Below are 22088 nucleotides of genomic sequence, written 5' to 3' on the forward strand. Positions count from 1 at the left end.
TTAAATTCCAAGATAGCTCTCTCTAATGGTTTCACTCTCCATTAATTCTTCTGCTCTTCCTTCAGCTACTATTCTTCCGTTGCTTAACATGTAAGCTCTATCAGCAATTTTTAAAGTTTGCCTAACATTTTGTTCGATAATTAAAACAGTAATGCCCAAATTTCTTAATTCCTCTACAATCTCGAAAATCTTTTTAATTAATAGTGGTGCAAGCCCCAGGGTAGGTTCATCTAAAATAATAATTTCCGGCATCGCCATCAGCCCTCTGCCAATCGCGCACATTTGTTGTTCTCCTCCAGACATCGTACTAGCCAATTGATGTTCTCTTTCTTTAAGACGAGGAAATAGATCGAATACCCTCTCTATATTTTCCTTTAAATGAGAGCGGGCTCTTTTCGTATAAGCTCCCATTTCTAAGTTTTCTTTTACTGTAAGAAATGGAAAGAGCTGACGGCCTTCAGGCACTTGAACAATTCCCTTTTCTACTCTTTGATGCGGAGAGATATTATTTAGTAATTGATCATGGAAAAAAATCTCTCCCTCCACACGATCCAAAATACCTGAGATGGACTTGACAATTGTTGATTTCCCAGCAGCATTAGCGCCTAATAAGGCAACTATTTCTCCTGTTTTCACAACCATATTGGCATCTCTCACTGCTTGTAAATCACCATAGTAACATTGCAGGTTTGTTATCTTTAACAATTTAATCACTCCCTAAATAGGCATCGATTACTTTTTGGTTGGAGGAAACTTCCGCTGCTGTTCCTTCAGCAAGTTTTTCACCATAACAGAGGACAACAACCCGTTCTGAAAGGGACATTAAGGCATGCATGTTATGTTCAATTAACAGAATCGTCAACCCCTTTTTGTGCAAGGTTTTGACAATGTCCATCATTTCTTTTGTTTCATCATCATTCAATCCTCCCATGACTTCATCAAGCATAATCACTTCAGGATCGGTGGCAATTGCACGTGCGACTTCAAGACGTTTTCGATTCCCAATTGGCAGGGAATTTGCATGTACATCCCTAAATGGCGTTAGACCTACCAGTTCGATATATTCATTTGCTTTTTCCCTGGCTTTTGTTACATTACTTTCCTTATTTAAGGCACCAACCATCACATTTTCAAGAACGGAAAGACCACCGAATGGTTTTACTATTTGAAATGTTCTGGAAATTCCGTTTTTACTAATTTGATGGGAACTCAAATTGGTAATATCCTTTCCCTTGAAATACACTTCTCCTTCTGTTGGTTTTAGAAAACCTGTCATCATATTAAATAAGGTTGTTTTTCCAGCACCATTTGGGCCAATTACTCCGATTAAATCATTTTTATTGATTGAGATATCTACATCTTTAATTGCCCAGTTACCGCCGAACCTTTTCCCTAGGTTTTTTACTTCAAGCAATGTCTTCTTTTGCGTCATTCGACTTCACACCTTTCCATCCAGATAACTTTATGTTTTTGAACCCTTTCACCTCAGCTAATCCTTTAGGCTGGTATAAAACGACTATCAGCAATATTAATCCAAATAAGAAGAGGTGAAGTCCTGCAATATCTGCAGTATATCCTCGTAGCAGCAGTTCTAATGGTGTGAGGATAATGGCACCAATAACGGGTCCTTGCGGCAGGTTCATCCCGCCGACAATCGCGATCATGGCAATTTTTATTGAGATGGAAAGAGCTAAAATGTTTGCAGGTTCAATAAATAAAATATATTGTACTAAAAATGTTCCACATATCGCTGTTAGAAAAGCACTTAAACCTGTAGCAAATAATTTTAAATATTTAATATTTATTCCCAATGAGCTTGCCGCATCTGGATCCTCTCGCATAGCGATGAGATAATAACCGATTTTAGAATTTTTGATGTAAGAGGAAATCAAAAACACAACGAACATAAAGATAAAACTTAAAATGGCATAGGTTTTAGGATTTTCAAAAATAAAATTACCAATTCCAATTTCAAATGGAATTTGGATACCCATTGAACCATTTGTTATCTCTCTTAATTGGGTTGTTGAAATAAATACTAATTCCGCAAAGGCAATCGTTGCCAAGGTATAAAAAGGTCCTTTTAATCTAAAGCAAAGTACTCCAATTAGAAGGGCAAATAATGCTGCGATTATCCCGCCAATAATCATTCCAAACCAAGGGGATATTCCAAAATTGATGAAGAGCAAGGATGATGTATACGCTCCAACTCCTAAAAATCCTGCATGGCCTAATGAAAATTGTCCAGCATAGCCTCCAGAAATATTCCAGGCGCTGGCAATTGCTCCCCAAAGAAAGGTCATGGTAATAATATCAAGTATAAAACCCCCTTGAACAAAAATTGTTAACACAAGCAACAGAAAGAAGAAATAATAAATTTTGGGAAGGTTCGATAATTGATTCTTCATATCTACAACTCCTCTGCTCCAATTTGGCCAAAGAATCCTTGTGGTCTAAAGACCAATAATAGGATAAAGACTGTAAAATACACGGCTTGTTTCCAACCTGGGTCAATATAGTAAGCACTGATTGTTTCAATTACTCCTATAATTAACCCTCCTAATAAAGCACCTGGAATACTTCCTAAGCCCCCCATAACCACTACAACAAAGGTCATTAACACAAAATTTACGCCAATTGTTGGAAACACAGGGTACATCGGCATGAGAAGGGCAGCACTTAACCCAGTTAAGGCAGTACCAATTGCAAAAGTAAAGGCATAAATCTTTTTAATATCAACCCCCATAAGAGTAGATGACATTCGATTCTGAGTCGTTGCTCTGATGGCTTTACCCAGCATTGTCCTTTTTAAAAACAAAAACATGAAAGCACTTACAATCATAGAAATGATAAAGGCAATCAGCTGTGGAACGCCGATTAAGATCCCGCTTCCTATTTCAACAGACTTTGTTGTCATCGACGTTTGGACACGGAGAAAATTACCACTAAATATCATTAAGGCTCCACTTGACAACATCATACTCAGACCAACCGTTACAAATATTTGGGTGACATGTTCAGCACCAATCAATCTCTTGATTAAGGTTTGGTTAAGTATCCAGCCAATAACGAACATTAGAGGTGTAACAATTAAGATGGCATAGTATGGTCCAATTTGCAGGGTAGAATATAGAAAGAAAACCATATACATTCCTAACATGACTAACTCACCATGGGCAAAATTGACAATCCTCATAACTCCGAAGATTAAGGTAAGACCAATTGCCATTAGGGCGTATACCCCACCTAATAAAATACCTCCTAAAATCAATTGAATAATCATTCTCAAACCTCCTTAGTAATGGAATGAATAAGGGTCTATAACTTTATAGACCCTTAGCTTATTAATTTGACAACGGGATACGAATTGGCTCCGTAATTGCATATTTATCAGGCCATACCAGTTTAAATTTTCCATCTTGCCATTGCATAATCACAGCCTTAGCGCGGTTGTTTTGACCACCATGTTCCTCAGCAGCACCATTGAATTTAACTCCTACTCCATTAGGCAGTCCGCCTTCAGGGATATCAATATTTTGCAAGGCTTCTTTTATGCCTTTAGAGTCCAAGGACTTCGCATGTGGAAGTGCTTCGTGAAATAATACCCAGGCCGCATTCACTGCTCTCCAGGTTAATCCGGTCGGTTCTGTGCCTTTTAATTCCATCCATCTCTTCTGAAAGTCTTCTTGAATATTTTTTGCATCGTCTGAAAGAATGTCCTCATTTGGCTGGGCAGGTGCTTCTGCGACGAAAATACCATTTGAATCCTCCCCTAGCTTTGAGGCAAAATCAGATAGTGCATAACCTGCTGAAGTACCAACAATTGCCTTCGGCTTAAAATCTAGTTGTTTTGATTGCTGGACAAACAATATAGCGTCATTTATATAGGAGGTGGCAAATACTATATCCGGATTTAATTTTTTATATTTATGGATCGTAGAGGATAAATCATTTGTTGTAGAGTTATAACTATCAATAGAAAGGATCTCAAAGCCATATTCATTTGCATAGTGTTCAACCGATTTCGCAATCGATGTGCCGAAAGATGATTCTTCATGCATAACAACAACCTTTAATTTACTAGAATCAATCCCTAATTTAGGTGCAAGTACCTCATTAGCAAAATCAGTAGCGGCTTTCCCTTGCATGGATGCTGATTCGGTTACACGGAAAAGATTTTTAAATCCTCTTGACGTAATTTCATCAGATACTGCGTTTGCTTCCACATACACGACATTATTTCTTTCGGAAAACTGGGTGGCAGCCATTGAGATTCCGCTAGAATAAGATCCTAGTATAGCAGGGACTTTTTCATTCACTATTAATCTCTTAGCCTCATTGGCTGCAGCTGTTGCATCAGGTGCATCTGCTTTTACTAATTTAATCTTTTTTCCATCGACTCCACCTTGTTCATTCACCATATCTGCAACAACTTGGACTGCGTCAAAAGAATCATTACCCAATAACGCCAGAGGTCCAGTTAACGGAAATAAAACCCCAATTCTTACTGAATCGCTTGATGCACCTCCGCCATTCCCACCTGAGCTTTGAGAGGAACAAGCCGCCATCACTAATACAAAACAAATTAGTATCAACCCAAAACTTGCTTTCCTAAATCCCTTCATTCCTTTTCCCCCTTAATATTTGTTAATGAGCATTTTTAGATCACCAATGTCTAAAGATTTACTCTATGAACCAATGTGTTAATAACATGTCATTCAAGCATCTTGATGTAAAAAGTTAGGAAACATTGTCTCACTCATGACAGGCTATTTCAGGAGCCTTTTTAATAGTTTCCCAGAATTACTTTTAGGAAATTCCTCAAGAAATTCAATTACACTTGGACATTTAAAAATAGCTAGATGTTTTCTTAAATAGGCTTTAACCTCATTTTCACTCACATAATGTCCGGGCTTTGGGGAAACGAAAGCTTTAATAATTTCTCCTCCTTCCTCGTCTGGGATGCCAACAACAGCTGCTTCCATAATTTTTGGGTGTTCCAATAACACCTCTTCAACCTCTCTTGGCGATACAACAAATCCTAAAGTTTGAATAATATCCCTCCTCCGATCCACAAGGAAAAAATTCCCACTTATATCTTTGTATCCTAGGTCACCTGTAAAAAACCATCCATTCTTTGAACTCTCCAATTGGCGAATAAAATCTTTATAATAACTTTTCATTACAGAATTGGAGCGAACTGCTATCTCTCCTACCTGACCTGGCGGCAACTCTGCCCCAGTTTCATCGATGATTTGAACTTCATGGTTGGCAATACATTTCCCTATAGATCCTGATTTCCGATATATATTTTCAGGGAGTTCCACAATAAATGAAGCGGTTGTCTCCGTTAAACCATATGAATCTAATAATTCCACACCGAAATATTTTTCGAACTCTTTTTTCAGATGACTAGAAGAAACACTTCCACCTGTTATCGCATATCTCAAATGGTGGGTTACAGGGATCTTCATTGTGTTTATATAAGAATTAAGCTTGTAATACACATTTGGGGTGCTCATTAATACTGTTGGTTTATGTGTTTCCAAACCCCAAATGATCTCTGAATCTATTTCATTTTCTAGCAGAATTAATGTAGCATTACACCAAATGACAAAATTCATCGCCATTACTTGACCGTATACATAAACCATAGGCAATCCAGAGAGAATCCTATCTTCAGAAGAAAATTTGATTGCTTGTTTAATCGGGTTCATTTTGGCTGTAATATTCTCATGAGTAAGGACGACACCTTTTGGAACACCTGTTGTTCCCGATGTATAAAAAATGGCTGCCACATCCTCTTCTGTATTGCTCACAGGGGTTTTTTGATATTTAGGATTGTTCGAAGTTCTCATCATATAGGATGTAAATAAATTTTTGTCATTGAAGTTAGCGCTTACAATAATATGTTCTAAATATGGGAAATCACTGACCTCCAGTTTGTCTTGCAATTCCTCTTTTTCAGCAATCAAAATGCGTGCTTCAGAATGATTTAAGACATATTTGACTTCTTTGCTTTTTAATAAACAATGGACGGGAACACAGGCTGCACCTGTTTTTAATATCGCATAATAAGCAATAATAAAATGAATATTATTAGGAAGCATAAGAGCGATTCGATCACCTGAAGTTACATTATATTTCTGAATAAGATCATTTGCTAGATAATTGGATATCTCCTCAATCCATTTATAGGAGTACATCGAATTCCTGGTAATGATTGCTGCTTTGTTTGGATTTTTCATTGCGGCTGTTTTCAGCCAGTCACCAATTTTAAGCATCATTTTAATCACACCTTTTAGGCTATTTGTCTATCTAAATTGCAAGAAGCATGCCAAAGAATAAATGCCTTTACAACAAGTAGTTTATTTCTAAAACTTTAAAAGATTAATGCAAATGAATTATTTAATGAATTAAACTGAATTATTTGATTTATTAAAGTGAGCTGGATTTATTAGATAAAAAGATCTCCGTATTTTTTTTCATATTTTCTCAGCTTTCTAAAATACGTAGATTGGCTCATTCCTAAAGCCGCAGCAGCTTTATAGGTGCTTCCGTATTTTTGATAATACGAAAGAATCTCCTGGGCTTCAAACTCTATCGATTTTTTTGTGAGCATAGATCTATTTTCTACATTTGGGATAAATGGATAATTAGAACCTTCAAGAATATTCTCAGGCAAATTTTCTACCGAAATTACGTCCTCGATTGTGGTAACAACTAATCTTTCAATAACATTCTGTAATTCACGTACATTTCCCGGCCACCGATATTCAATTAATTTCTTTAATGCATGTTGGCTAATCTGTTTTTCTATACCATACATCTCACTATATTTCTTTATAAAAAATTGGATTAATGGAAGGATATCCTCCATTCTTTCCCTTAATGGCGGCACTGTTATCGGGACAACATTTAAGCGATAAAATAAGTCTTGTCTGAATTTCCCATCCCTGACTAAATTTTCAACATTTTTATTCGTGGCTGCGATTACTCTTACATCTACTTCAATTGGAGTTGAACTCCCGATTCTGGTAATTGTTTTACTTTGCAGAAAGTGTAATAACTTTACTTGTGTAGCTTGGGACATCTCTCCAACCTCATCTAAAAATAGCGTTCCATTGCTCGCCATTTCTATATGACCTTTTTTTCCATCCTTTTTTGCACCAGTAAAAGCCCCAGACGTATATCCGAACAATTCCGACTCTAGAAGTGATTCAGATATGGCACCACAATTGATTTCAATAAAAGGACCATTAGACCTATAGCCATTCTGATGAATAAAGCGAGACAAGACGTTTTTCCCTACACCAGACTCCCCTAAAATTAAAACCGTTGAATTTACATTGGCGATTCTTTTTCCAAGGTTAAATGCTTCCTCTATGTTTTTACTCCTTGAAGTAATCGCATCAATTCTTTTCTCAGTGATTAACCCTTCTGATTCCATATGATAATCCTGTTTATTGACAGGTACATTTCCTTCAAGTTTATTTGTAATATCTTTTATGTTACATACAACACATGCAACATCATTATCTTCATTGAAAACAGGGATTCCAGTCACACGAATTAACCTTGTTGAACCTGTTACTTCCTCGTCAACTACCCGCATTCCTTTTTCCAATGCTTTTTTGGCCGTTACGGTTGAAAAACCTTTCAAATCAAAGAATTCATCGATGTTTTTCCCTATTAACTCTTTTTGTGAATACCCATAAAAACGAGAAAATGCTTCATTGACTTTTAAGAACCTTCCTTCTCCATCAATCACATAAAGCGGATCATAACAAAATTCAAAAATCGTTTCAAAAACTTGAAGCAAAATAGTTGATTCATGACTCCTCATTTTCCTGATACCACCTCTCAACAAAATAATATATGGAAGATTTATTTAAGAAGATAAATAAGTCTCTAAACCGTATTTGTGTATTTTTTTTAATATGGTTGTATGACTTACATCAAGGATATCAGCTGTTTTGCGTGCAGATTTATACTGCTTTAGCGCTTGTTCAACAATACTTTTTTCATAGGATTGAAGTAAATCCTTTAATGAATGAGAAAACTGTGTATGTTTTGCTGGAGTGATAGGCACCAAAGAAATATCTTTTGGCCTTATAGCATTGGATGTTGAAAAATGGATTGCTCGCGAAATCACATTTTTCAGTTCCATCGTATTTCCTGGCCATTCATAGCTCTGTAATAGCCTGATTGTATCTGGGTGAAGAAATTTTTTATTATAAATAAAAGATTGATTATAATCATTCACAAAATAATTAGCTAATGAGTGAATATCCTCTTTTCGATTTCTTAACGGAGGGATATGAATTGGCAAAACACTAATTAAATAATAAAGTTCAAAAAGAAACTTCCTATCCTTCACTAACGGCAGTAAATCCATTTTTGAAGAGGCAATAATTCTGCACATTACCTTCGTATCACTACAATCTCCAACTCTTCTAAAGCTTCTGTTTTTGATCACCTCCAAGAGCAGTGATTGCGAAAATAGTGATAGTTCTGAAATCTCTTCTAAATGAATCGTTCCATCTTTTGTCTTTTCCAGCAGTCCAGGTTCCTCTCTACCCTTTCCAAATAGTTCCACATTAAATAATTCATCAGGGAGATAAGAACAATTAATAGTTACAAAAGGCAGCTCTTGAGCCTCGTTTTTTAACACATGAATGGTCTCAGCTATTAATTCCTTCTCAGTACCTTCTTCACCATAGAGCAATACGTCTGAATTACTTTTTGCAATTGATTTAGCTTTTTCTATAAATGTCAGCATCTCTCTATCTTTATACAGTGACAGGTTTTGATTTAAATTTTTTCTCAATGACAAAAACACCTCTTTATAATGTGGTAACAAATCGTTCCAGTGGAAATGATTTTGGATTGTTTTTTTATTTACTTTTTATTTACTAGCTTCGCTTTAACTCTTAATATTTAGAATGTAAAGAATATTCCGAAAGGGGAAATGACAAATATGAGTCAAAAAGCTGCTATCCAGCAAAATGGAATTAACGTACCTGCCTTACAAATTTTTAAAGAGGATATTGCTAAGAATCCCGCGAATGGCATGATTGATTATAAGGTAAACTTAAAATGGCTTGGCGGTACGAAATCCAAAGTATCTTCTACTGGAATCACTTTGGGCAACCAAAAGATAGAAAGGAATTTTTCCTTCATCATTGATGAACCTGAACAGCTTTTGGGTGAAAACACAAATCCAACACCGCAAGAATACTTGCTAGGCGGAATGGGCGGTTGTATTCTTGTAGGCTATTCAGTTGGAGCCTCTGTATTAGGTATTACCCTTGAAAAACTTGAAGTTGATCTTGAAGCTGGGCTAGATTTGAGAGGTTTTCTAGAAGCAAATCCCGATTCTCCAATTGGTTTCAAAGATGTAAAATATACAATCCGGGTTAAAGGAAATGGGACAAAAGAACAATTTGAGTATATTCATAATAAGGTAATTCAAACCTCTCCAAATAGAGCGACAGTTGCTAATGAAATTGATGTATTATGTGATTTAGTGGTAGAAGAATAGAAACGCTTAACTAGTAAAAATATTCAGAAATTAATAAATAAAATAAGAGTGTTGATCAATCAACACTCTTTATTTACTATTCTTCTACATTCACAATCGTTCTTCCTCTAAATTGTCCTTTAAGAATAGTTTTTAAATTTTCCGGCAATTCTTCTAAAGATATTTCTTGACCTATAGTAGATGAGAGTGTGTCCGGCTTCCAATCATTCGCTATTTTTTCCCAAATTTTCAACCTTTTTTCCATCGGACAAAAAACAGAATCAATACCAAGGAGATTGATTCCCCTCAATATAAAAGGAAAAACGGTAGTGTTTAACTTACTTCCTCCTGTTAATCCACTAACAGCTACTGATCCATTATAGTGGATATGAGATAAAACCGAAACAAGCGTTTCCCCTCCGACAGGATCAACTGCGCCAGCCCATCGCTGTTTTTCCAACGGCCGCACTGATTCATGTGTTAATTCGCTTCGGGATATAACCTCCTTAGCTCCTAGAAAACGCAAGTAGTCATATTCACTCTCTTTTCCAGTACTAGCAACGACATAATATTTAAGCTTAGAAAGAATGGCAACCGCTATACTTCCTACACCTCCCGTAGCACCTGTGACTAAAACTGGGCCTTTATCGGGGGTCAGTCCATTCTCTTGTAACCGATAAATAGATAGTGCTGCTGTAAAACCTGCCGTTCCATAAGCCATCGCTTCTTTAAAAGAAAGATTACTAGGTAACGGAACCAACCATTCAGATGGAATAGAGGCATACTCACTGTACCCACCGTAATGGGAAACACCGATACCATAACTTGTCGCAATGACCTTATCCCCCTTTTTAAAAGCTGGAGATTTGGAATTTACCACCGTTCCAGCCATATCGATTCCTGGAATAAAGGGATAGGATTGGACAATCTTACCGTTTGGTATACTGGCTAATCCATCCTTATAATTAATGCTTGAATAAGCAACTCGAATGATGACATCACTCTCAGGCAAATCTTCCATTTCTATTCTTTTGATCTGAGCAGTGAATTGATCATTCACTTTATCTACCATGAAAGCCTTAAAGGAGGTAATCATAATTTCACTTCTTCCTTCATGTTATAATCAAAGCAAACTTGATAAAGAGCAACAATTTCATCCTCTATTGGTACTTTTGGATTATTAGCAGGGCTTCCGCTAGCTAAAGCATCCTTCGCCATTTTATGAACTACTTGGTCCAATTCCTTTTTGTTAATCCCCCACTGCTTCATGTTTGGGATCTTTAATTGGACACACAGTTTTTTCACTTCTTTAACAAATGTCCTTGCAATTTCATTATTTGGAAGCCCTTTCAATTCAGGTTTAATAAAAAGACCAATTTGTGCTAGTTTATCTACACATTCCTCTTGACTAAACTCTAATACTGCAGGCAAAAGCATGGCATTGGAAACTCCATGCGGAACATGAAAAAGAGCACCTATCGGTCTTGACATACCATGAACTAAGCATACAGATGCGTTAGAAAAAGCAATCCCTGCCTTCCAAGCTCCCAAAGACATCTTTTCTCTTGCTTCAATGTCTGATCCGTTATCATACGCCTGCTGGATACTTTCAAAGATTAATTGAATAGCAGAAAGAGCTAGCGTATCAGTAAATGGGTGTGAGCGACGGGAAATATATGCCTCAATGGCATGTGTAAGTGCATCAACACCAGTAGCAGCGGTTACATGTTTTGGTGATGAAATGGTAAGTAATGGATCTACAATCGAAACATCTGGCAAAAGGGCAGGCTGTTTGATCATCATTTTTACATCATTTTTTGTATCCGTTATGACTGTAACATCTGTTGCTTCTGACCCAGTCCCCGCAGTAGTTGGTATAGCAATTAGGGGCACCGATCCGTTTTTTGCTATTCTTTTGTTTCCAGAATAATCGCTGATTTCGCCCCCATTTTTAGCAAGAACCGCAACTGCTTTTGCAGCATCAATACAACTTCCGCCTCCTAATGCAATAATAAGATCACACTCAGCTTGTCGATATACATAAAGAGCCTCGCGTACATACACGTCCGTTGGCTCTGTTTCCACATCCAAGTATGTTGCGTAGGTTACCCCAGATTGATTCAACAAATCCTTGCATCGATCAACATAGCCTAAATCATTCATAATCTTATCGCTAATGATCAGGGCCTTAGTTCCTTGATCACATGATGCTTCTCCGACCTTTTGAAAAGAATCTCTTCCATAAAATGTGGCTTTTGGCATGTAAACACTAGAAAAGGAATGCATTCTATACTCCCCCTACTCATTTTTAAAATTTATGGATAGTCTTATCATCCAATTTATCAAGTGCAATAAAGACTTCTTCATTCCGATCCCATCGAAAATAAGAAAGGATATCCCCCATTCCCAATTTATCTAAACTAGGATACCTCCATTTAGGTGATCGGTCTTTATCTACTAAAACAGACCTTACACCTTCATAAAAATCATCGTTATCCATAAAATTCATACTTAAGGCAAACTCCATTTTAAAACAATCCGCAAGTGTTTTTTCTTTACCTTCCAATAATTGAATTAGAGTAACTTTTAACGAGATGGGAGATTTTGATAACAGAATCTCTTTCACTTCCTTAGCCCAATGATCATCATTATCCATTGTAATGCTGTAATCTATTGAAGCGAGAATTTTCTCCATCGTGTCAAATTGAAAATGCTGTTTGATTTTTTCCTGTGAAAATGAAAGCGACGACAAATTCATCTCACATGGTTTGTAATATTTTTCTATTAAATTATTAAGCTCAGTTTTCGCTCCTAATAATGTCCATTTTTTTGATAGTATTTCTGAAATTAATGCGGGCCAATCTGCACTACTTATATAATAATCTGCGGCACCTGTGTATAGCACATCCTCTGCCTTCATGATACTGGATGTTAATGCTAAGTAACGACCCGTGCAGCCTGGCATCTGATTTAGAAAATAACTTGCACCAACGTCTGGAAAAAATCCGATATTCATTTCAGGCATTGCCCATTTTGTATTTTCGGTAACGATACGATGACTGCCGCCAATGGAGAGACCAACCCCTCCGCCCATCACAATTCCGTCCATATAGACCAGCACGGGCTTAGAGTAGCGATGGATCATCAAATCCATTTGATATTCAATGGAAAAGAATTCAGCTGCTACTTCCTTTCCATTTTTATCTTTCAAATCATAGAAAGCCCGCATATCACCACCGGCGCAAAGTCCTTTCTTCCCTTCCCCTGTAATGCAGACGAAAGCAACTTCTGGGTCCTCTTGCCAGTTCTGTAATTGTTCATATATGATTTTTACCATCTCTACATTTAATGAGTTAAGAACCTTTGGACGATTTAGTCGAATGAAGCCAACATTATTTACTATCTCGGTAAGAACACTTGAATCCACTTTAATGAACAACTCCTATCATTTATTCCTATAGTTGCAGGAAGGAGCCGGTTCTCCTTAAACAGAAACACCTTCCTGCAAGACCTATTAATAACGGGCAGTTAACATTTTCTTACGTGTATAAAAATTCACACCATCTTTTCCATTTGCATGGAGATCACCATAAAAGGAATCTTTATAACCTGAAAACGGAAAAAATGCCATTGGCGCTGGTACTCCAAGGTTGACGCCAAGCATTCCAGCATCGATTTCATTACGGAAGGTACGAACAGCTTTCGCACTATCCGTATACAGACAAGCACCATTAGCAAAATCAGATTGATTGGCAATTTCGATTGCTTCCTCAAGTGTTTCTACTCGTACAATAGAGAGAACAGGTGCAAAGATTTCATCCTTCCAAATTTGCATTTCGGGATTAACCTGATCAAAAATCGTCGGCCCAACGAAATAACCCCCTTCATCGACATGATCATTTCTTCCATCCCTTATTAATTTTGCCCCTTCCTTTTCACCAATTTCAATATACTCTATGGTCCTTTCTTTATGGGAATCACGGATTACTGGTCCTAGAGATACACTTTTATCTAACCCATTCCCCATTTTTATCTGATCCGCCGCTTTCTTTAATCTGCTTGTTAATTCATCGGCAATATCACCGACAGCTACAACTACCGAACAAGCCATACAGCGCTCCCCTGCTGAACCAAACGAAGCGCTAATAATATTATTAACCGCATTATCCAGATCTGCATCAGGCATAACAATGGAATGATTTTTTGCCCCGGCCAAGGCTTGAACACGCTTTCTATTTGCAGCAGCTTCTTTATACACATATTCAGCTACCGGCTGAGATCCCACAAATGAAACTGCTTTTATTTGTTTGTTTCTTAAAATACCATTTACAATTTCACGCGCACCATGCACGATATTTAATACTCCATCTGGCAGCCCAGCCTCGGAAAAAAGCTCGGCAAGACGGTTAGCTAAGATAGGGGTTCTTTCTGAAGGTTTAAGGATAAAGGTATTTCCACATGCAATCGCAAGTGGAAACATCCAGCAAGGTACCATCATCGGGAAGTTAAAAGGGGTAATTCCCCCAACCACTCCTATTGGATACCGATACATACCAGACTCAATGCCGCTTGCAATATCTGGAAGTTGTTCACCCATCATCAATGTCGGTGCACCTGCAGCAAATTCTACACATTCAATTCCCCGCTGTACTTCACCATAAGCATCATCATATGTTTTTCCATTTTCTTGGGTAATTAGCTTCGCTAGATCCTCCCAATTTTCAATTAAAAGCTGCTGATATTTAAAAAGAATCCGTGCCCTGCGTGGTACAGGTGTTTTCCCCCAGCTTTTAAAAGCACTGCTGGCACTTTCAACTGCTATTTCTAAATCTTTTTCTGTCGATAGTGGAACTTTTGCGATTACTTCCCCAGTAGCAGGATTAAAAACGAGCTCTACTTTACCTGTTTCAGACGGGACCCATTTACCACCAATATAATTCTTTAAGGTATTTGTTTCTGTCACAGTTTTCATTTTTTCAATCCCCTCACATTTATTAATCTACGATTAGGCACAACGATTATAAAAACACACCTTAGAGATGGCTCTACCAATATTATTAAAAACAAAAAACTTTCCGTTATTTATCTATGAAGTTCGGTTTTCTTTTTTCAACGAAGGCCGTTACGCCTTCTTTCATATCATCTGTATTAAACAATTTCCCAAATAGGCCAGCTTCTAGATCCAATCCTTCTTCCAACTCCACCTTTGTACCTTTTGTCACCGCATAAAGTGCAGCGGCCACTGATTTTGCACTTCTTTCATTTGCAATTTTATTGGCAAGCTTAATGGCTTCATCCATTAGAAATTCACTTGGACATGATCGATTTACTAGACCAATTCTCTCAGCCTCAGGTCCCTTGATAAAATCACCTGTTAATATTAGTTCTATGGCCTTGGCTTTATTCGTTAGTCTTGGTAACCGCTGTGTGCCACCGAATCCTGGGATAAGCCCTAAGTTTACCTCTGGCTGTCCCAACAATGCATCATCGGCAGCTATTCTCATATGACATGCCATTGCTAATTCCAATCCTCCTCCTAAGCAAGCTCCATTTATTGCAGCAATAATGGGGATCTCCATCTTTTCAATTTCACTAAATAATGCCTGTGCTCTTTTAGCCATTTCTTCCCCGGTTTGAGAATTACCAATTGCAGGAACAAATTCCTTTATATCAGCTCCTGCAATAAAAAATTTCCCTTCACCCGAAATAATAACTACTTTAATCCGACTATCCTCTTGGTTAATAAAGTGAATACATTCCTTTAAACCATTAATCGTATGCGAATTTAATGCATTAGCTGGAGGATTGTCTACAAAAATAAAAGCAATATTGTTTTCCACCTTTAATTTTACGTTTGAAAATTTTTTTCCCACTCCCACTGTCATTAAAACCACTCCTATTCTTTGAATATACTTACTCTTTTTTACGCATCACTTAAGATCATTATGGTAAAAAGAATATCCTCCAAATAAATCTGGAAGATTATTATACTTATTTCTTTGCAAGTTTTATACCAACTAAGGAAGTGCAAAATACACGCAATAGTACAACTAATCTAGTTCTTCAATTCATTCAAATTGACTTATTTTAAGTCAACTTGAATTAAAAAAATCTATGCTAAGAGTTCATCGAAGGGTGAGATTCAAATTCTCCTAATTCTTCCACCCTATGATAATTTGGGTAAGCACTTTTACAATATACTTTTGACAAAACAAATAAGAAAGGTTTAGTAACTTTTGAAAGCCTACTGCGAGTAGACATCCTTCACTTGATAATCCCAATCCATTTACTTCAGTCTTTCACCGGTTGCATGTGCTGAAGTTAATAGGTAAAACGATTTAAGTCTTAAAGGCTTTACCATAATGTTAGAGTAGATGCCATTAGCTGTTCACAATACTGTAACAACTTCTCACAAATCACCCTGTCCTTTTGAACCCTATTTCCATATATAGAGGGTAGAAAAGGTGGTGCATTTTTTTGAATTTGAAATCTGGCAGAATTGAAGGGTTTGAAGAGTATTCCCAGTTTAAAAGTGTGAAAGAGTTTAACACATATGTGGAGATGTGGTTAGCGGTGAAGAAGCATGAGTTCTCGAAGGGTGAGCTTGTCGGATTAAAACGTCTGCTTCGTTTTTCTGCAAAAGTTCCTGGGGTTTGTAATGCAAAGATTGGGACTCTGTTAAAAGCAATTAATGAAGAATATCAAGGGAACGGAATCTCCCGCTCTACTTTTAAACGGATGATCATCAAAGCGAAGGATTTAGGAATCCTCACGATCTATGAAGCAGAACGAAAAAATGGTTCACAGTCTTCAAACCTTTATAGCTTTAATCGTTTCCCACAATGTGAACCACCCAAGGCAAAAAAATTGTACCAGCCTAAAGAAACTAATAATCTTTTAAAAACTAATAAACAAAAGAGTAATAAACGTAACGAAGCGCGTATTGAACTCGATCACACTTTTGTTAGTGATAAAGTTCCACAAGCATTTATCCAGCTTGTAAAATACTTCTTCTCTGATGCGAAAACAATTGAAGAATACTGGCATATGGTACAAATTGCTGCATTTCGATTTGAATGTGACCAGCACGCAGGGGACGTTCTCACTCTCATCATTCAATCCTTTAAGCAGCTTATCTGTAAACTGAAATCTACCAAAACCGTAGTAAAACCGATTGCCTTCTTTTACGGAATTGTCACCAACAAATTAAAAGAAATCTTTCTTCATCAATTATTTGAAGTTCGTGAAAGTAAGCCGATACACTTTGTGCTCCAATCAGGCGAGGTCATGTACTATGATTGGCTACATAGTGAATCATAATTTTGGGTTGTACTTTTTCACGAACCGCGCTACTTAATTACATACTTCTCACCTTTTTCATCAAAAGTGTGCTTAAAGTCAAACGCAAAAGAAGTGGGGCCATGCTTTAAATAAAAGTTATATCTTTTAAAAGCCTCCTGCCAAGAGACATCCTTAACCTTCTCTGTCCACCATACAACATATGAAAGGTGTTTCTCTGGATAAGACTCTATCCATTTGCTCCTATCTCTCATGGCTTGGCTGTGCTGACCTGAGTAGGAAAAACGATATAGGCCATGAAGGCTTTTCCATACAGTCAGTGTAAGAACGGGGAAACCATCCCCTTTTTTAGCTTCCTCGGGGATAGCGACTCCAAAAGGGGAAAACTCCTCTATTAGCTGCCCTGTTTTAGCAGCCTGTCGCATTACTTGGTGTCCCACTTCATAAAACTCACGAGATGCCGGGTGATCATAATGATGTTTAAGCATGCCCACCGTATAAATCGAAACGAAAGCCATATGTATCCCTCCATTTAAAGACCATCGAAGACCATCGGGACGGTTCTTTTGGTCTTTTTTCTATCAAATGACCGTGAGAACCGTCCCTGTGGTCCATGTGGTATTCCACTTTTAAATTTACAATAAATTCTACACAGTCAATTAACTCTTCCTATGTTATTATATAATAGTTGATTTTTTTCAGGAGGAAACCTTTCATGTTTGATGTGAATACATCCTTTATTAAAGAACAAGGTGAGATGATAAAGTCTCCCATATGTAACATCGATCTACAATATGATGAATTGTCTTCTTTTATACAAGACAATGGAGGAAATCATGCTTCTCATTTGATTTTCTTAAAAGATAAAGAGATTTTTTGGACGAAAGAGCGAGATGTACTTATTGTATATAAACGCATTGCAAATAAATTAATGGTTTTAGGTGATCCAATTGGAGCTGAAGCAAAAATTCAGGAATCCATAAAAGATTTCTGTGAATATAGCAAAAGCAAAGGCTTTAAACCTGTTTTCTATCAAATAAGTCCACAGTATATGCACTTTTATCATGATTCAGGTTTTCGCTTCCTCAAGGTTGGTGAAGTGGGGTTAGTGAATCTCCAACAATTTTCTTTAGAAGGAAAACAAGGAGCAAAATTACGAACAAAATTGAATAAATTTACGCGAAATTCTTTTACAGTTAGCGTAGTCCACCCCCCTTATTCAACTCACATGCTTTCCGAATTAAAGCTTATTTCCGATTCCTGGTTAGGCAGTCAGAAGGAAAAAGGGTTTTCAGTCGTCTCTTTTAGCAAAGAATATGTTTCGCGTTTCCCTATCGCACTTTTACACAACCCTGCAGGTGAACCCATTGCCTTTGCTACGTTAGCAACTGATCATAAAAATACGGTTACCATTGACCTGATGAGAAAATATTCAGATACCCCTTATGGAACCATGGATGTATTATTTATTCATATTTTTCAGTGGGCAAAAAACAACGGATATCAAAACTGCAGTTTAGGTATGTCTCCATTATCAAATGTAGGAAACTGCAAACATTCATTTACAGGTGAAAAACTAATTCGCCTAGCCTACCTTTACGGGAATTCCTTCTACAATTTTAAAGGTCTAAAAGAATTTAAAAGTAAATTTACCACCGAATGGGAACCAAAATATTTAGCTTACAAAAAAACCTTTCTGCCGGTAACTTTTGGACAACTGCTTTTTTTGATCAACTATAAACGTAGTTTAATAGATCATAAGAAAAGAAAAAATAATTCTATTAAAAATGCTATCACAAAATGGCGTTTTGAATGACCATAATGAGAGGCTTTAATGATGCTCGTAAACGTAAGTAAAGATCTATTTCTTAAATTTATTAAATACAGTATTGTGGGCTGCTTAAGCGTGCTCATTTATTTTCTGTCTGTTTTCGTTTTGGTTGAACTTTTTGACAAAGATCCTATTTTCGCATCAACACTTTCCTTTATCATCATGACTTACATCTCATTTCTATTAAACAAAAAGTATACCTTTGGCAGCAACTTCTCCTACAATCAATTGTGGCGTTTTCTCGTTGTTTCTGCCATTGGTTTCACCTTAAATTTTGGTATCATGTATCTAGTAGTAAGTATCCTTTCACTTCACTATGTAATCGGTGAGCTAATCACAACATTGATCATTCCCATCATCAACTTCATATTGAATAACTATTGGACATTTAAATAGTAGGAAAAAGTGTCAGGCCGTGGTGCCTGACACTTTTATTTAGATAAAAATAATTAATTGGTTGGATAATACCAGGCAATTTCCCCTGCTTATTCAAATAAAGATATTTGTTTAGGTCCATCTTAATAAAATAAAACAACAGGTCTCCATTTTTGGGAGACCTGTAATAATTGCTATCATGACCGTGAGGACGGTTCTCATGGATATATAAAAGACCTCCAGAACCGTCCCCATGGTCACAGCCTTATAAATGAATCGGTCCTTCAGGTCCAACCGGGATTCCTAGTAGGTACCAGATGACTACAAGAATGATCCAGAAGATTCCAAAGAATAATGTGTATGGGAATAGTGCTGAAATTAATGTTCCTAGACCAATTTTATTATCAAATTTCTTGGCGAATGATAATAACAATACAAGGTATGGAAGCATTGGTGTTATTGGGTTTGTAATCGAATCACCCACTCGGTAAATGGCTTGTGTAAATGCAGGATGATAATCCAAATACATAAACATTGGCACGAATATTGGTGCTAGAATAGCCCATTTTGCGGAAGCACTGCCTATTAATAGATTGACAAAAGCGACAAAAATAATAAACAGAACAATTAACGGAACACCCGTAAATCCAATATTATTAAGGAAATTAGCTCCTTTTATCGCGATGATTGGACCTAGGTTACTCGACGCGAAGAAGGCAAGCAATTGAGCTGCAGCGAACACCAACACAATGTATGGTCCCATTGTACTCATCGCCTTGCCGACCATATCTCCGAAATCCTTCGAAGTTTTAATACTATTTGAGCCAATTCCATAGAAAAGGCCGGGAATGAAGAAAAAGATCGTTAACAGTGGTACGATTCCAGTAATTAACGGTGAACCATCAATGATTGATCCCGTTTCTGGGTTTCGTAGAATGCCGTTTTCAGGAATAATCAATGCTAGTATTGCGATTAAGAACACGAGTGCAGGAATCCCCGCCCATTTTAAACCACGATTTTCTTCAGGCGTGATCGACTCCATCTTCTCGATATCACCTGTATAAGTACCGAAACGTGGGATCGTAAACTTATTCGTTACCCATAATGAAACAAATAACAACACAATCGTTGAAACTGCGATGAAATAATAGTTCATAGCAGGGTTAGCTGAATAATCAGGATTTACAGTTTGGGCAGCAGGTCCTGTGAAGCCTGCTACAAGCGTATCTGACATTCCAATAATAAGGTTAGCGGCAAATGCCCCTAAGGTGGAAGCGTAAGCGACTACTAAACCAACTAATGGATGATAACCAAAAGCCATCAATACCGATGCCGCAAGCGGCGGCAAGACAACGGGTCCTGCATCACCAGCAGCATTCCCGATTATTGCAATTAATATAATACTTGGTATGATGACTTTCTTAGGAGTTGTCATAACAGCGCGCTTCATTAATGTTGCAAAGAAGCCGCTTTGTTCAGCAAGGCCAATCCCAATCATCATGACAAGTACCATGCCAAGCGGTGGGAACGCACTGAAATTGGTGACCATTTTTGTTAGGATTTCAACTAATCCTTCACTGTCTAGAAGATTATTAACAACCACCTTTTCTCCTGTAACAGGGTGAATGGCTGAAACATGAAACAATGATGCTACATAAGATGTCAGCAACGTAATTCCGCAAAGAATAAAAAACAATACGATTGGATCAGGTAATTTATTACCCGCGTATTCAATGGAATCAAGCATTCTATCAAAAAATGATTTAGACTTTTTCTTTGTGTGTTGTTTCATCTTAATCCTCCTCGATGTTGATTAATCTTTTGTTAGTGTTAAGGCAGTAAAGACGTGAAATTTTAATCCATCCTTTAACGCAGCTTCATCGATATCAAATTTTGGATGATGATGTGGATAGGTGATGCCTTTTTCTTTATTCCCCGCTCCAATCATGACAAAACATCCTGGTCTTTCGTCGCTGAAAGCAGAAAAATCCTCTCCTCCAAGCATTGGGTCAATCCAATCAAGACTACGTTCAGGGAAATGTTCCTCAATCATATTCGCTACCCTTTCCGTAACTTCGATGTCATTCACGACAGAATTATAGCCATATGTGTAATTTACAGTTGCAACAGCACCGTTTGATTTAGCAATCCCTTCGGCGATGTCTGTAATTCGGTTCTTAATCAGTTCACGTGTAGACTGTGAAAATACTCTTACGGAACCACCAATTTCAACACAGTCCGGGATGACATTAAGCGCTTGTCCACCAGCCTGAAATTTCGTAACGGAAACGACCGCCGAATCAAGTGGAGCGACTGAGCGAGAAATAATATGATTGAGTCCAGTTACAATTTGTGCACCTGTTGATAGAGGATCAATGGTTAATTCAGGTGTTGAGGAATGTCCACCTTTTCCCTGGACAGTGATTTCAAATATATCACTATTCGATGAGATAGCCCCTTTCCTAATACCAATTGATCCGAATGGAATGGTCGTCATTAGGTGAATGCCTATTACTTCGTCCACACCTTCAAGAACCCCAGCAGCAACCATTTCTTTCGCTCCACCAGGAGGCAATTCTTCTGCATGTTGAAAAATAAAAACAACCTCACCGCTTAATGATTGTTTCTGTTCAATTAATATTTTCGCTGCACCGAGCAGCATTGAAGTATGACCATCATGTCCGCATGCATGCATGACACCATCATTTGCTGATGCAAACGACAATTCCGTCGCTTCCTGTATTGGCAGTGCATCCATATCTGCACGAATGGCAATGACCTTTCCAGGTTTAGAACCCTTTAACCTTGCAACCACGCTAGTTTTGGTAGGTCTTGATAATTCTAAACTTCCAAAGCTCTCGAGTACATCATAGACATATTGGGCTGTATTATACTCTTGAAAAGATAATTCTGGATGCTTATGCAGGTATCGTCGCCATTCGACCACGTCTTCAATAACCTCTTCTATACGATTCAAAACATTTATATTTTCCATTTATATTCACTCCTATTTAACGAATAATTAACGTCATTGCGTTAATGCTTTACTATACTATAATA

The 22088-nt window shown here is 37.4% G+C and carries 20 protein-coding genes; 4 read left to right on the forward strand and 16 right to left on the reverse strand.

The genetic code is table 11. From position 1 onward, the window contains the following. The 8 genes from MLOOGBEN_RS22100 to MLOOGBEN_RS22135 all read right to left on the reverse strand — a co-directional run bounded on the left by MLOOGBEN_RS22100 (nucleotide 1) and on the right by MLOOGBEN_RS22135 (nucleotide 8830). Complete coding sequence (locus MLOOGBEN_RS22100; RefSeq protein ID WP_368737814.1) at nucleotides 1-714, reverse strand: ABC transporter ATP-binding protein; 714 nt, start codon at nucleotides 712-714, stop codon at nucleotides 1-3. Beyond that, a complete protein-coding gene (locus MLOOGBEN_RS22105; protein ID WP_218781288.1) occupies nucleotides 707-1432 on the reverse strand; it encodes an ABC transporter ATP-binding protein in 726 nt (241 codons plus the stop codon). The genes MLOOGBEN_RS22100 and MLOOGBEN_RS22105 overlap by 8 nt, the downstream gene beginning before the upstream one ends. Beyond that, nucleotides 1407-2408 (reverse strand): branched-chain amino acid ABC transporter permease, encoded by a 1002-nt coding sequence (locus MLOOGBEN_RS22110; RefSeq protein ID WP_179160436.1) that lies wholly within the window; start codon nucleotides 2406-2408, stop codon nucleotides 1407-1409. Before MLOOGBEN_RS22110 ends, MLOOGBEN_RS22105 begins: the two co-directional genes overlap by 26 nt. A 2-nt stretch (nucleotides 2409-2410) precedes the next feature. Then, the gene (locus MLOOGBEN_RS22115; RefSeq protein ID WP_179160437.1) at nucleotides 2411-3283 is read right to left on the reverse strand and encodes a branched-chain amino acid ABC transporter permease; all 873 of its coding nucleotides are present in this window, start codon (nucleotides 3281-3283) and stop codon (nucleotides 2411-2413) included. A 61-nt stretch (nucleotides 3284-3344) separates the two neighbouring features. Further along, nucleotides 3345-4625: an ABC transporter substrate-binding protein gene (locus MLOOGBEN_RS22120; RefSeq protein WP_179160438.1), complete on the reverse strand. Its 1281-nt coding sequence runs from the start codon at nucleotides 4623-4625 to the stop codon at nucleotides 3345-3347. A gap of 144 nt (nucleotides 4626-4769) precedes the next feature. Then, entirely contained in the window at nucleotides 4770-6287 is a 1518-nt protein-coding gene (locus tag MLOOGBEN_RS22125; RefSeq protein ID WP_179160439.1) for a class I adenylate-forming enzyme family protein, read from the reverse strand. Between the two features lie 170 nt (nucleotides 6288-6457). After that, complete coding sequence (locus MLOOGBEN_RS22130; RefSeq protein WP_179160440.1) at nucleotides 6458-7846, reverse strand: sigma-54 interaction domain-containing protein; 1389 nt, start codon at nucleotides 7844-7846, stop codon at nucleotides 6458-6460. A gap of 45 nt (nucleotides 7847-7891) precedes the next feature. Continuing rightward, nucleotides 7892-8830: a sigma 54-interacting transcriptional regulator gene (locus MLOOGBEN_RS22135; RefSeq protein ID WP_179160441.1), complete on the reverse strand. Its 939-nt coding sequence runs from the start codon at nucleotides 8828-8830 to the stop codon at nucleotides 7892-7894. Between the two features lie 150 nt (nucleotides 8831-8980). Here MLOOGBEN_RS22135 and MLOOGBEN_RS22140 point away from each other — a divergent pair, with 150 nt between their 5' ends. Next, the gene (locus MLOOGBEN_RS22140) at nucleotides 8981-9544 is read left to right on the forward strand and encodes an OsmC family protein (protein ID WP_179160442.1); all 564 of its coding nucleotides are present in this window, start codon (nucleotides 8981-8983) and stop codon (nucleotides 9542-9544) included. Between the two features lie 76 nt (nucleotides 9545-9620). Here MLOOGBEN_RS22140 and MLOOGBEN_RS22145 read toward each other — a convergent pair whose 3' ends face one another. From MLOOGBEN_RS22145 to MLOOGBEN_RS22165, 5 genes are all read right to left on the reverse strand, one after another. Then, the gene (locus tag MLOOGBEN_RS22145) at nucleotides 9621-10619 is read right to left on the reverse strand and encodes an NADPH:quinone oxidoreductase family protein (RefSeq protein WP_179160443.1); all 999 of its coding nucleotides are present in this window, start codon (nucleotides 10617-10619) and stop codon (nucleotides 9621-9623) included. Beyond that, complete coding sequence (locus MLOOGBEN_RS22150; protein ID WP_179160444.1) at nucleotides 10616-11809, reverse strand: iron-containing alcohol dehydrogenase; 1194 nt, start codon at nucleotides 11807-11809, stop codon at nucleotides 10616-10618. The genes MLOOGBEN_RS22145 and MLOOGBEN_RS22150 overlap by 4 nt, the downstream gene beginning before the upstream one ends. A gap of 22 nt (nucleotides 11810-11831) precedes the next feature. Next, complete coding sequence (locus MLOOGBEN_RS22155; RefSeq protein ID WP_179160445.1) at nucleotides 11832-12950, reverse strand: enoyl-CoA hydratase/isomerase family protein; 1119 nt, start codon at nucleotides 12948-12950, stop codon at nucleotides 11832-11834. Between the two features lie 87 nt (nucleotides 12951-13037). Next, a complete protein-coding gene (locus tag MLOOGBEN_RS22160; protein WP_179160446.1) occupies nucleotides 13038-14495 on the reverse strand; it encodes a CoA-acylating methylmalonate-semialdehyde dehydrogenase in 1458 nt (485 codons plus the stop codon). A 106-nt stretch (nucleotides 14496-14601) separates the two neighbouring features. After that, nucleotides 14602-15408 carry an enoyl-CoA hydratase-related protein gene (locus tag MLOOGBEN_RS22165; protein WP_179160447.1) on the reverse strand — a complete coding sequence of 269 codons (807 nt, stop codon included), beginning with the start codon at nucleotides 15406-15408 and terminating at the stop codon, nucleotides 14602-14604. 592 nt (nucleotides 15409-16000) lie between these two features. Here MLOOGBEN_RS22165 and MLOOGBEN_RS22170 point away from each other — a divergent pair. Further along, nucleotides 16001-16843 (forward strand): hypothetical protein, encoded by an 843-nt coding sequence (locus tag MLOOGBEN_RS22170; RefSeq protein WP_256989215.1) that lies wholly within the window; start codon nucleotides 16001-16003, stop codon nucleotides 16841-16843. A gap of 29 nt (nucleotides 16844-16872) precedes the next feature. Here the strand turns inward: MLOOGBEN_RS22170 and MLOOGBEN_RS22175 are convergent, their stop codons facing one another. Further along, a complete protein-coding gene (locus MLOOGBEN_RS22175) occupies nucleotides 16873-17340 on the reverse strand; it encodes a DUF3291 domain-containing protein (RefSeq protein WP_179160448.1) in 468 nt (155 codons plus the stop codon). A gap of 197 nt (nucleotides 17341-17537) precedes the next feature. Here MLOOGBEN_RS22175 and MLOOGBEN_RS22180 point away from each other — a divergent pair, with 197 nt between their 5' ends. Together MLOOGBEN_RS22180 and MLOOGBEN_RS22185 are read left to right on the forward strand one after the other, a co-directional pair. Further along, the gene (locus MLOOGBEN_RS22180; protein WP_179160449.1) at nucleotides 17538-18638 is read left to right on the forward strand and encodes a phosphatidylglycerol lysyltransferase domain-containing protein; all 1101 of its coding nucleotides are present in this window, start codon (nucleotides 17538-17540) and stop codon (nucleotides 18636-18638) included. A gap of 21 nt (nucleotides 18639-18659) precedes the next feature. Beyond that, nucleotides 18660-19049 (forward strand): GtrA family protein, encoded by a 390-nt coding sequence (locus MLOOGBEN_RS22185; protein WP_179160450.1) that lies wholly within the window; start codon nucleotides 18660-18662, stop codon nucleotides 19047-19049. A gap of 244 nt (nucleotides 19050-19293) precedes the next feature. On the opposite strand, the gene MLOOGBEN_RS22190 is transcribed toward MLOOGBEN_RS22185, so the two are convergent. Both MLOOGBEN_RS22190 and MLOOGBEN_RS22195 read right to left on the reverse strand, forming a co-directional pair. Then, the gene (locus tag MLOOGBEN_RS22190) at nucleotides 19294-20820 is read right to left on the reverse strand and encodes an AbgT family transporter (protein WP_179160451.1); all 1527 of its coding nucleotides are present in this window, start codon (nucleotides 20818-20820) and stop codon (nucleotides 19294-19296) included. 21 nt (nucleotides 20821-20841) lie between these two features. After that, nucleotides 20842-22023 carry an amidohydrolase gene (locus tag MLOOGBEN_RS22195; protein WP_179160452.1) on the reverse strand — a complete coding sequence of 394 codons (1182 nt, stop codon included), beginning with the start codon at nucleotides 22021-22023 and terminating at the stop codon, nucleotides 20842-20844. Nucleotides 22024-22088: the final 65 nt, after the last annotated feature.

Origin of the sequence: Bacillus sp. EB106-08-02-XG196, from assembly GCF_013396335.1 — a bacterium.
Taxonomy (GTDB): Bacteria; Bacillota; Bacilli; order Bacillales; family Cytobacillaceae; genus Neobacillus.

What these genes read in the sequence shown, in the direction of transcription:
- MLOOGBEN_RS22105 (WP_218781288.1), bottom strand. Translation starts at nt 1,432, where the DNA reads ATGACGCAAAAGAAGACATTGCTTGAAGTAAAAAACCTAGGGAAAAGG.
- MLOOGBEN_RS22110 (WP_179160436.1), bottom strand. Translation starts at nt 2,408, where the DNA reads ATGAAGAATCAATTATCGAACCTTCCCAAAATTTATTATTTCTTCTTT.
- MLOOGBEN_RS22115 (WP_179160437.1), bottom strand. Translation starts at nt 3,283, where the DNA reads ATGATTATTCAATTGATTTTAGGAGGTATTTTATTAGGTGGGGTATAC.
- MLOOGBEN_RS22120 (WP_179160438.1), bottom strand. Translation starts at nt 4,625, where the DNA reads ATGAAGGGATTTAGGAAAGCAAGTTTTGGGTTGATACTAATTTGTTTT.
- MLOOGBEN_RS22125 (WP_179160439.1), bottom strand. Translation starts at nt 6,287, where the DNA reads ATGATGCTTAAAATTGGTGACTGGCTGAAAACAGCCGCAATGAAAAAT.
- MLOOGBEN_RS22130 (WP_179160440.1), bottom strand. Translation starts at nt 7,846, where the DNA reads ATGAGGAGTCATGAATCAACTATTTTGCTTCAAGTTTTTGAAACGATT.
- MLOOGBEN_RS22140 (WP_179160442.1), top strand. Translation starts at nt 8,981, where the DNA reads ATGAGTCAAAAAGCTGCTATCCAGCAAAATGGAATTAACGTACCTGCC.
- MLOOGBEN_RS22145 (WP_179160443.1), bottom strand. Translation starts at nt 10,619, where the DNA reads ATGATTACCTCCTTTAAGGCTTTCATGGTAGATAAAGTGAATGATCAA.
- MLOOGBEN_RS22150 (WP_179160444.1), bottom strand. Translation starts at nt 11,809, where the DNA reads ATGCATTCCTTTTCTAGTGTTTACATGCCAAAAGCCACATTTTATGGA.
- MLOOGBEN_RS22160 (WP_179160446.1), bottom strand. Translation starts at nt 14,495, where the DNA reads ATGAAAACTGTGACAGAAACAAATACCTTAAAGAATTATATTGGTGGT.
- MLOOGBEN_RS22165 (WP_179160447.1), bottom strand. Translation starts at nt 15,408, where the DNA reads ATGACAGTGGGAGTGGGAAAAAAATTTTCAAACGTAAAATTAAAGGTG.
- MLOOGBEN_RS22175 (WP_179160448.1), bottom strand. Translation starts at nt 17,340, where the DNA reads ATGGCTTTCGTTTCGATTTATACGGTGGGCATGCTTAAACATCATTAT.
- MLOOGBEN_RS22180 (WP_179160449.1), top strand. Translation starts at nt 17,538, where the DNA reads ATGTTTGATGTGAATACATCCTTTATTAAAGAACAAGGTGAGATGATA.
- MLOOGBEN_RS22185 (WP_179160450.1), top strand. Translation starts at nt 18,660, where the DNA reads ATGCTCGTAAACGTAAGTAAAGATCTATTTCTTAAATTTATTAAATAC.
- MLOOGBEN_RS22190 (WP_179160451.1), bottom strand. Translation starts at nt 20,820, where the DNA reads ATGAAACAACACACAAAGAAAAAGTCTAAATCATTTTTTGATAGAATG.
- MLOOGBEN_RS22195 (WP_179160452.1), bottom strand. Translation starts at nt 22,023, where the DNA reads ATGGAAAATATAAATGTTTTGAATCGTATAGAAGAGGTTATTGAAGAC.